The following is an 8,246-nucleotide window of genomic DNA, read 5'->3' as shown; positions in this document are numbered from 1 at the left end:
CTTGGCTCTCTCCGGACCGTCGGATGATTTTATCTCAGGGGAAAGTACTCACGCTCCGAACGGTTCTCGGGTACGGTGCGCCCCTTTTCCATCGCCGGCGCCCGGCCGATCACGACCTCGTAACAAACACGCCCTGTTCCAGGCTATGCCTACTTATGTCGGTAACGTCCGCTCATGCACGATCGCACGGTTCGTGTGGGTTCGGCGTGTGAGCGCCTGTCGGGGGCGTTCTCGTCGACGACGAGGAGGGGCGAGACGATGACGAATCGATCGACTACGGGTACCGCCGGCAAGTTCACGGCGGTGATCGCGGGACTGGGACTCATCGGCGCGGCCATCACAGGATGTACGAGCGTCGACACCGACACCGAGGGCTCGACCCTCGAACGGCTCCAGCAAGAAGGCACCGTCACCGTCGGGTTCGCCGGCGAGGCACCCTACAGCTTCATGCAGGACGGCGAACTCACCGGCGCCACCGTCGCTCTGCACCGCGAGATCTTCAAGAACCTCGGCATCGACAACGTCGAAGGTGTGGCCACCGACTTCGGTGCGCTCATTCCCGGCCTGCAGGCCGGACGATTCGACGTCGTCAGCGCCGGCATGTCGATCCTCCCGCAACGTTGCGAACAGGCACTGTTCAGCGAGCCGGAGTTCAACTACACCACCGCACTCATGGTCCCGCAGGGCAACCCGGAACAACTCGCCGACATGCAGTCGATCGCCGAGAGCGGCGTCCGGATGGCCGTCATGACCGGCGCGATCGAAGCCGACTACGCGTCCGCCCTCGGCATCGACGCGATGCAGGTGGCGTCTCCCCAGGACGGGATGGATGCCGTCGTCAACGGACGCGCCGACGTCTTCGCCCTGACGGGTATCTCCTTGAACTGGATGAAGCAGAACAACGAGGGTGCGCCCGTCGACGTCACCGAGTCGTTCGTCGCGGAGATCGACGGGGTACCTCAGGTGGGCGCCGGCGGGACGGTCTTCCGCAAGGAGGACACCGAACTGCGCGACGCCTACAACGAGGAACTGGCGAAGATCACGTCCGACCCGCAGAAGTACCTTTCGATCGTCGGCGACTTCGGGTTCACGGAGGCCGAGATGCCCGATCCGGGGCTGACGACCGAGATGCTCTGCGAGGGCGTTTCCTGATCTCGGCTGCGTCGTAATGGATTTCGGTTCGAAGATCGAACTGCTGTGGAACTCCTTCCCCCAACTGTTCGACGGTCTGCTCGTCACCGTCGAATTGACCCTGGGGAGTGCGGTCTTCGCGTTCCTGCTCGCAGTGGCCCTCGGACTGGCGGCAGGCGCGAAGAACCTCGTCCTGCGTGGCAGCGCGAGAGTGTTCATCGAGTTCTTCCGCGGCACTTCGCTTCTCGTGCAGCTGTTCTGGTTCTTCTATGTTCTGCCGTTATTCGGGTTCCGGCTCGAATCGATCGTGTGCGGGATCCTCGCGCTGTCGCTCAACTACGGCGCCTACGGAGCGGAGGTGGTGCGCGGTGCGATCGCCTCGGTGCCGAAGCCGCAAATCGAGGCGGCGACAGCGCTGAATTTCGGCTACTGGCAACGCATGCGACGGGTGGTCTTCCCGCAGGCCTGGGCTGAGATGATCCCGCCGTTGACCAATCTGCTCATCCAGCTGCTCAAGGGAACAGCACTGGCGAGTTACATCCTCCTGCAGGACCTCACGTTCCAGATCGAGCAGCTCCGTAGAGGCAGTGGCGACACCATCTTCGCGTTCGGTGTGGGGTTGGTGCTGTACTTCGTGCTCGGCTATCTGCTGACGCTGCTGATGAATGCGCTCGAGGTGCGTGCGAAGAGCCGACTCGGGACCGGTCCGACGCTCCGTGAGATCTTCGGGCTCGCCCCGGTCTTCGATCAGCCGGTGGGGGCACGCTCATGACCGTCGACTGGAGTTGGCAACGCGCGGCCGACGCGCTTCCGGTACTGCTCGAAGGATTCCGGATCACCCTGCTGGCCACGGTCCTCGGATTCGTGGTCGCCGCGGTGCTGGGGCTGGTCGTGGCCGTCGCCCGCCGCTCGTTGCCGAAGGTGCTCGCGACGGCGCTGTCCGCCGTCGTCCAGTTCATCCGGCTCACACCACTCGTGGTGCAGCTCCTGTTCGTGTACTACCTGCTCCCGCAGTTCAGTGCGCTGCAGATCGGCATCGCGGTACTGGGGATCCACTACTCGACCTACATGGCCGAGGTGTACCGGGCGGGCATCGACGCCGTGCCGAAGGGACAATGGGAGGCGTGCCGCGCCCTGTCGTTGTCGCCGATGCGTACGTGGCGTGCGGTGATCCTGCCGCAGGCCGTGCGCCGTGTCGTGCCCGCGCTGGGCAACTACGCGGTGTCGCTGTTCAAGGACACCCCGTTCCTGTTCACGATCTCCGTCGTGGAGATGGTGACCGCAGCCCAGCAGTTCGGTGCGCGCAACTTTCAGTACCTCGAGCCGCTCACGCTGGCCGGCCTGATCTTCCTCATCGCCAGCTACCCGACGTCGTTGCTCGTCCGCCGATTGGAGCGTCGCCTTGCCTATTGAGATGCACAAGGAAGCCGGTGCCGACGGCGACTCGCTTCCCGCCGCCAGCTCCGATGGATCCATGATCCGTTTCGACTCCGTGGTCAAGAGATTCGGCGACCACGTAGTACTCGACCACTTGGACTTCACCGTCGCCCCGGGGGAACGGGTCACGTTGATCGGTCCGAGCGGTTCGGGCAAGACGACCATCCTGCGCCTGCTCATGACCCTCGAGAAGATCGACGACGGTGTGGTGTGGGTCAAGGGCGAACCACTCAGCCACGAACGCAAGGGGACGCGTCTCGTCCCGGCCTCCGAGCGCTACCTGAGGACGATGCGCCGCAGCATCGGCATGGTCTTCCAGCAGTTCAACCTCTTCCCCAACATGAACGTGATGGAGAACCTCACCGAGGCTCCGGTCCACGTCCTCGGTCGCAGTAAGGCCGAGGCACGCGACCGTGCGCGGGAGCTGCTCGCGATGGTCGGTCTGTCCGACAAGGAGACCGCCCACCCCACGCAACTGTCGGGTGGTCAGCAGCAGCGGGTCGCGATCGCCCGTGCCCTCGCGATGGATCCGGAGATCCTGCTGCTCGACGAGGTGACCTCGGCCCTCGACCCCGAACTCGTCGCCGATGTGCTGGACGTGCTGCGGACGATCGCCGAGACGACCGACATCACGATGCTGATCGTGACGCACGAGATGCACTTCGCCCGCGACGTCTCCGATCGAGTGCTGATGTTCGATCGGGGTCGCATCGTGGAGGAGGGGCCGCCCGAGCGCATCTTCACCAGCCCCCGGGAGGAACGCACCCGCAAGTTCCTCGACGCGGTGCTGGCGGGAGAGTGAGGCCTGCCGTCAGTCCGCGCGCGGAATCGCCAGGCGCGTCGGCTCGGAACGACCGCGCAGGGTGATCTCCTCACCCAGTTCCCACCGTGCGCGTTCGTCCTCGGGGGCGAGCTGCACGGTGCGGGCCGACGCCGCGACGTAACCCGGAACGGTCTTCGCGAGATCCGACAGCCTCGCTGCTTCGTTGACCGGATCGCCGATCACGGTGTACTCGAAGCGTTCCTGCGCGCCGATGTTCCCGGCGACCGCACGACCTGCCGTAACCCCGATACCCGCGCGACACTCCGGGACTTCCTCGGCGAGGCGTCGCGCCATCCTCCTCGCGGCGCCGAGCGCGGAACCGGCGGCGTTGTCGAGGGCGACCGGCGCCCCGAAGATCGCGAGCGCGGCGTCGCCCTCGAACTTGTTGACGAATCCTTCGGCCGCGTGCACCTCTTCGACGACGACCGCGAAGAAGCGGTTGAGCAGCGCTACCACCTCTGTCGGTGGGCGACTTGCGGCCAACGCGGTGGACCCGACGATGTCGACGAACAACACCGCGACGTCCCGTTCCTCACCGCCGAGGACACCGGGATTGGCCAGCGCCGCAGCCGCGACCTCCCGTCCGACATGGCGGCCGAACACGTCGCGCAGTTTCTCGCGTTCGCGCAGGCCTTCGGCCATCCGGTTGAACCCCGTCTGCAGCTGCCCCAATTCGGTTCCGTCGTAGACGACGACCGCGGTATCGAAATCGCCCGACGCGATGCGCTGCATCCCGGCGCGCACCGATTCGATCGGCGCGATCGTCGACCGGATCGTGAGGAACATCAGCAGCGAGCCGGTGAGCAGACCGAGTCCGCCGATGGCGAGGATCGTGATCGCCAGGCGCGTCGATGTGACGGGGCGGATGAAGCTGAACACCGCGATGAACAGCAGACCGACAACGGGCACCGCGCTGCCCAGGGCCCACGCGAGCATCACGCGTCCGGTGGTGCCGGCCAGGCGCGGGCGACGAGGCGTCCCGACCTCGAGCGCGCGCGCCGCGATGGGGCGCAGCGCGAAATCGGTGAACATGTACGCGAATCCGCACACCGTGACACCGGCCAGGGTGATGGTCAGCGCGACCTTCGGGATCGTCTGCGGGTCGATGACCCCGAACCCGACGGTGAACAGGATCAACCCGATGAACCACAGTGCTCCCTGCTGGAGGGTGGTACGCCAGGGCATCCGCAACGCGATCCGCTGTTCCTGCAGGGTGGGCGGCCGGTTCTCCAGCGCCCACCGCAGCCTGCGGAGGGTCGCCCGGGTACCGAGCACCGATCCGACCACGACGGCCGAGACCACGTAGACAGGAGCGAGGATCGCGGTGATGACGAGGAAGTCGGAGGTCAGTACGGACGGGCCCGGGATCACGACGTTGATGAGAGCGGCCACGATCAGGGCACCGACGAGATGCGTACCGATCAGGGAGAACGTCAACAGGGTCTGGATCCTGATGCGTTGCCGTCGGATCGGTTCGGCAGGCTCTCCCAGGATGGCCGATCCGAGCGGGGCCGTGCGGTGACTGCGTGCGGGCATGGTCGTTCGAGACTAGTCGAGTCGATCCTCTAGGGTGGCTGTGTGCGTCTTGTGATTGCCCGTTGCCGTGTGGACTACATCGGACGCCTGACGGCTCATCTGCCGACGGCCCGACGTCTCCTCCTCGTCAAATCCGACGGTTCGGTGAGTGTCCACGCCGACGACCGTGCCTACAAGCCTCTGAACTGGATGAGCCCGCCCTGCTGGCTCGAAGAGGAGTCCGTCGAGGACGCCGAGGCCCTGTGGGTCGTCACCAACAAGGCGGGCGAGCAGCTGCGCATCACTCTCGAAGAGATCGACCACGATTCGAGCCACGAGCTCGGTGTCGACCCCGGTCTGATCAAAGACGGTGTCGAGGCGCACCTGCAGGAACTTCTCGCCGAGCACGTCGAGACCCTCGGGACGGGCTTCACCCTGATCCGGCGCGAATACCCCACGGCGATCGGCCCTGTGGACCTGTTGTGCCGTGATGCCGACGGAGCGACCGTCGCCGTGGAGGTGAAGCGCCGCGGCGAGATCGACGGCGTGGAGCAGCTCACCCGTTATCTCGAACTGCTCAACCGGGACCCGCTGCTCGCACCCGTCAGTGGCGTGTTCGCGGCCCAGCAGATCAAGCCGCAGGCGCGGACACTGGCCACGGACCGCGGCATCCGCTGCCTCGTGCTCGACTACGAGGCGCTGCGGGGCACCGAGAGCACCGAGTTCAGATTGTTCTGATCGTGCCGCGCCGCAACAGATCCCGCACCGGCCGCAAGCGCGGTGGGGCGGCCGACGAATCCCCGACCTACTTCGGGGCGACGGTGCGCACCGAGAACGGTCCCGCGGGGGCCGAAGGGGAGCGCTTCACCGTGCGCACCGTGCCGGGTTCGCGTGCCACCAAGCCGTACCGGTGCCCGGGATGCGATCACGAGATCGCGCCGGGAACACCCCATCTCGTCGCCTGGCCGACCGATGCGCTCGGCGGTGCGGAGGACCGGCGGCACTGGCACAGCGGATGCTGGGCGGGACGCGGGACCCGCCGACCGACCCGACGCTGGTCCTAGCCACCCTCACCGGTCGCTGCACGCCGGTCCGAGGGCACCCGTTAGCGGACGGTGCCCGGCGCGGACGCTCGCGGCGCCGTATCGCGGTCGGTGATCGCCCGACGCACCTCGTGGACGGCCGTGCGGATGATGTCGCGGTAGGGATCGTCGGGGAGTGCGGACAGGTGGTCCTGCGCGCGGTCGAGATGATCCGCGGCCGCCCGGAACGATCCGAGTCGTCGGCCAGGTTCAGGTGCAGGCTCGGATAGAAGCCTGCGACCCGGAGGGTGTCGTGGTGTCGCTGTGCGCGCTCGTCGGTGAGGGCATCGGCAGCGTCGAGGGCGCGGATATTCCAGACCAGGGACTCGGCGGGATCGTCGTGCAGGTCGGATCGGTGGGCGCGAGCGTCCGGGTGGCGATCCGGTACCGGTCGGTGGCGGTCAGCCTCACGCAGCCGGATCCGGTTTCCCTGTGCACGCCGTTCAGTACCGGGATGTCGGGGTCGTGACCGGTGGCGGCGGAGACCTGATCGACGGCGCCGGCGAGGACGGGTCCGGGCACCGTGCAGATCACGCGACGCGATTCGGCCCGCAGGGACGCACCGAGCGTCTCGGCGGCCCGTCGGAGCCGCTCGGCCTCCGTGGTCATCCCGGTGACGTGGTCGTCGAGCAGTCGCGCGGCCTCGTCCGTGTCGGCGGCGAAGAACTCGCCGATGGCGGGCAGCGGCATCCCGATCTCCCGCAACTGCCGCAGCCGGCAGGCGCGGGAGACCTGGGATCGGCTGTAGAACCGGTATCCCGTCGACGGGTCGACCTGCGCGGGGCGCAGCATGCCGGCGTCGTCGTAGAACCGCAATGCGCTCGCGGTCAGTCCGACGAGTTCGGCGAACACGCCGATCGACATCATCTCCGGGTCGGTCACCGGCCCATCATGGAGCTTCGACCGACTCGAAGGTCAAGCCCGACGGCCGGCGACCGTCAGTTGCGGACCTTGCTGGCCACGGCGGGGGAGCGACCCTGCACACCGGAACCGACCGAGGGGGAGCGATGCGGTGCCGAGGCGTTCGGCGTACGCGGAGTGGACTGCGATCCCTGCCCGCCGGTGTTCGGCTGCGCGGCCGAGTTCGGGCCGGAGACCGAGCCGGGGGCATCGCTCTTCGGGATCCGCACCGTCCGGTCGGCCTGCGGCATGGGCGTGGTCTTGTCGGTCTGCGGCAGCGGCGTGGTCTTGTCCGCCTTCGCGTCGGCCTCGGTGGATGCCGGCTCCGTCGGGCTCTCGTCGTCCGAGCCCTGCTTGTCGCTGCCCTGCTTGTCGCTGCCCTGCTTGTCGCGCGCCGTGCCGAGGACGGTCGTGCGGGGCTCGTCGAGGGAGATCTCCCGGTCGAGCAGTTCGCCCTCGCGGTTGATGCCCGCGAGCAGCGTGGGGACGTCGTCGAGTTGCTCGCGAACGGCGTCGAGCTGGCCGAGGATGCGTCCGCGCAGCACGCGGAGCTCCTCGGTGAGGTCGCGCGCGTTGGCGACCTTCCGCTCGGACTGTTCGGTGGCGCGGGCGAGCCGTCGTTCGGCTTCCTGCGTGGCTTCCTCGATGCGGCGCTCGGCTTCGGCCTTACTCGTCCGTTCGAGTTCGTCGAGGGCTCCGAGCAGCTTCGTGCGACGCTCGGACATCGTGATCTCGAAGTCCTGCTGCACCTGCTCGCGCTTGGCCTCGGCCTCGGCGTCGAGTCGCTCGGCCTCCGCGCGGGCAGCAGCCACGATCCGCTCGGCCTCGGCGCGGGCCGCAGTCATCGTCCGCTCGTGCTCGGCAGCGAAGGCGACGCGGGTGTCCTCGAGTTCGGCGAGCTTCTTCTCGTAGTCGCCCCGGAGGCGGATGCCCTCCTGCTCCGCCAGCGAGATCATCTCGGCGGCGTCGGCCTCGGCGCGGGCCCGCAGCTCGGAGGCCTCGTCGGAGGCGAGACGCAGCATCCGGGAGATGCGGTCGCTCATGCCCTCGGCGGTGGTGGGCGGCACCGACAGACGGTCGACGTCCTTGCGGAGTTCGTCGATCTCGTTGCGGGCGTTCTCGAGCTGACGGGCCAGATCGCGGGCCTGCGCGGCGGCGGCGTCGCGGTCGGTGGCAGTCACGCGCAGCTCGGCCTCGAACCGGGCGAAGTAGTTGGTCACCTCGTCGCGGTCGAATCCCTTCCGCACGATGGAGAACGGCAGGTGGCTGGGTGCGCGATCACGATCGAAGACCATGGAGACAATCTACCCGGTCCCTGCGGGTACGACCCGGATGCGCTCCCGCCCCATCCGTCTTCG

At 67.6% G+C, this 8,246-nt stretch carries 8 protein-coding genes and 2 pseudogenes; 6 read left to right on the top strand and 4 right to left on the bottom strand.

Features of this window, described 5'->3' with window-relative positions:
- Window positions 1-258: 258 nt before the first annotated feature.
- The 4 genes from ehuB (at window position 259) to ehuA (ending at window position 3,370) form a co-directional block, all read left to right on the top strand.
- On the top strand, window positions 259-1,152 hold the full coding sequence (gene ehuB, locus AC6CID_RS18605) for an ectoine/hydroxyectoine ABC transporter substrate-binding protein EhuB (protein ID WP_006554718.1): 894 nt from the start codon (window positions 259-261) through the stop codon (window positions 1,150-1,152).
- A gap of 16 nt (window positions 1,153-1,168) precedes the next feature.
- The gene (gene ehuC / locus AC6CID_RS18600) at window positions 1,169-1,903 is read left to right on the top strand and encodes an ectoine/hydroxyectoine ABC transporter permease subunit EhuC (RefSeq protein WP_006554719.1); all 735 of its coding nucleotides are present in this window, start codon (window positions 1,169-1,171) and stop codon (window positions 1,901-1,903) included.
- Window positions 1,900-2,544, top strand: coding sequence for an ectoine/hydroxyectoine ABC transporter permease subunit EhuD (gene ehuD, locus AC6CID_RS18595; protein ID WP_006554720.1), 645 nt, complete (start codon window positions 1,900-1,902; stop codon window positions 2,542-2,544). The genes ehuC and ehuD overlap by 4 nt, the downstream gene beginning before the upstream one ends.
- Before the next feature lie 61 nt (window positions 2,545-2,605).
- Complete coding sequence (ehuA, locus tag AC6CID_RS18590) at window positions 2,606-3,370, top strand: ectoine/hydroxyectoine ABC transporter ATP-binding protein EhuA (RefSeq protein ID WP_024100498.1); 765 nt, start codon at window positions 2,606-2,608, stop codon at window positions 3,368-3,370.
- Window positions 3,371-3,379: 9 nt separating this feature from the next.
- Here the strand turns inward: ehuA and AC6CID_RS18585 are convergent, their stop codons facing one another.
- Entirely contained in the window at window positions 3,380-4,927 is a 1,548-nt protein-coding gene (locus tag AC6CID_RS18585) for an adenylate/guanylate cyclase domain-containing protein (RefSeq protein ID WP_033096416.1), read from the bottom strand.
- 42 nt (window positions 4,928-4,969) lie between these two features.
- Here AC6CID_RS18585 and nucS point away from each other — a divergent pair, with 42 nt between their 5' ends.
- Both nucS and AC6CID_RS18575 read left to right on the top strand, forming a co-directional pair.
- Window positions 4,970-5,644 (top strand): endonuclease NucS, encoded by a 675-nt coding sequence (gene nucS, locus AC6CID_RS18580; RefSeq protein WP_006554723.1) that lies wholly within the window; start codon window positions 4,970-4,972, stop codon window positions 5,642-5,644.
- Between the two features lie 2 nt (window positions 5,645-5,646).
- Window positions 5,647-5,970, top strand: coding sequence for an Rv1322 family protein (locus AC6CID_RS18575; protein WP_064060679.1), 324 nt, complete (start codon window positions 5,647-5,649; stop codon window positions 5,968-5,970).
- A gap of 41 nt (window positions 5,971-6,011) precedes the next feature.
- Here the strand turns inward: AC6CID_RS18575 and AC6CID_RS18570 are convergent.
- The 3 genes and pseudogenes from AC6CID_RS18570 to AC6CID_RS18560 form a co-directional block, all read right to left on the bottom strand.
- Window positions 6,012-6,340: pseudogene (locus tag AC6CID_RS18570) on the bottom strand (hypothetical protein); the annotation flags it as partial.
- A 68-nt stretch (window positions 6,341-6,408) separates the two neighbouring features.
- A pseudogene (locus AC6CID_RS18565) lies at window positions 6,409-6,852 on the bottom strand (MerR family transcriptional regulator); the annotation flags it as partial.
- 74 nt (window positions 6,853-6,926) lie between these two features.
- A complete protein-coding gene (locus AC6CID_RS18560) occupies window positions 6,927-8,183 on the bottom strand; it encodes a coiled-coil domain-containing protein (protein WP_064060680.1) in 1,257 nt (418 codons plus the stop codon).
- Window positions 8,184-8,246 lie beyond the last annotated feature (63 nt).

The organism is Rhodococcus sp. GQ147 (genome assembly GCF_059759155.1).
This window is presented reverse-complemented; position numbering and strand designations above follow the sequence as displayed.

Excerpts from the sequence above, each read along its gene's own strand:
- ehuB (WP_006554718.1), top strand. The coding sequence starts at position 259 with ATGACGAATCGATCGACTACGGGTACCGCCGGCAAGTTCACGGCGGTG.
- ehuC (WP_006554719.1), top strand. The coding sequence starts at position 1,169 with ATGGATTTCGGTTCGAAGATCGAACTGCTGTGGAACTCCTTCCCCCAA.
- ehuD (WP_006554720.1), top strand. The coding sequence starts at position 1,900 with ATGACCGTCGACTGGAGTTGGCAACGCGCGGCCGACGCGCTTCCGGTA.
- ehuA (WP_024100498.1), top strand. The coding sequence starts at position 2,606 with ATGATCCGTTTCGACTCCGTGGTCAAGAGATTCGGCGACCACGTAGTA.
- AC6CID_RS18585 (WP_033096416.1), bottom strand. The coding sequence starts at position 4,927 with ATGCCCGCACGCAGTCACCGCACGGCCCCGCTCGGATCGGCCATCCTG.
- AC6CID_RS18560 (WP_064060680.1), bottom strand. The coding sequence starts at position 8,183 with ATGGTCTTCGATCGTGATCGCGCACCCAGCCACCTGCCGTTCTCCATC.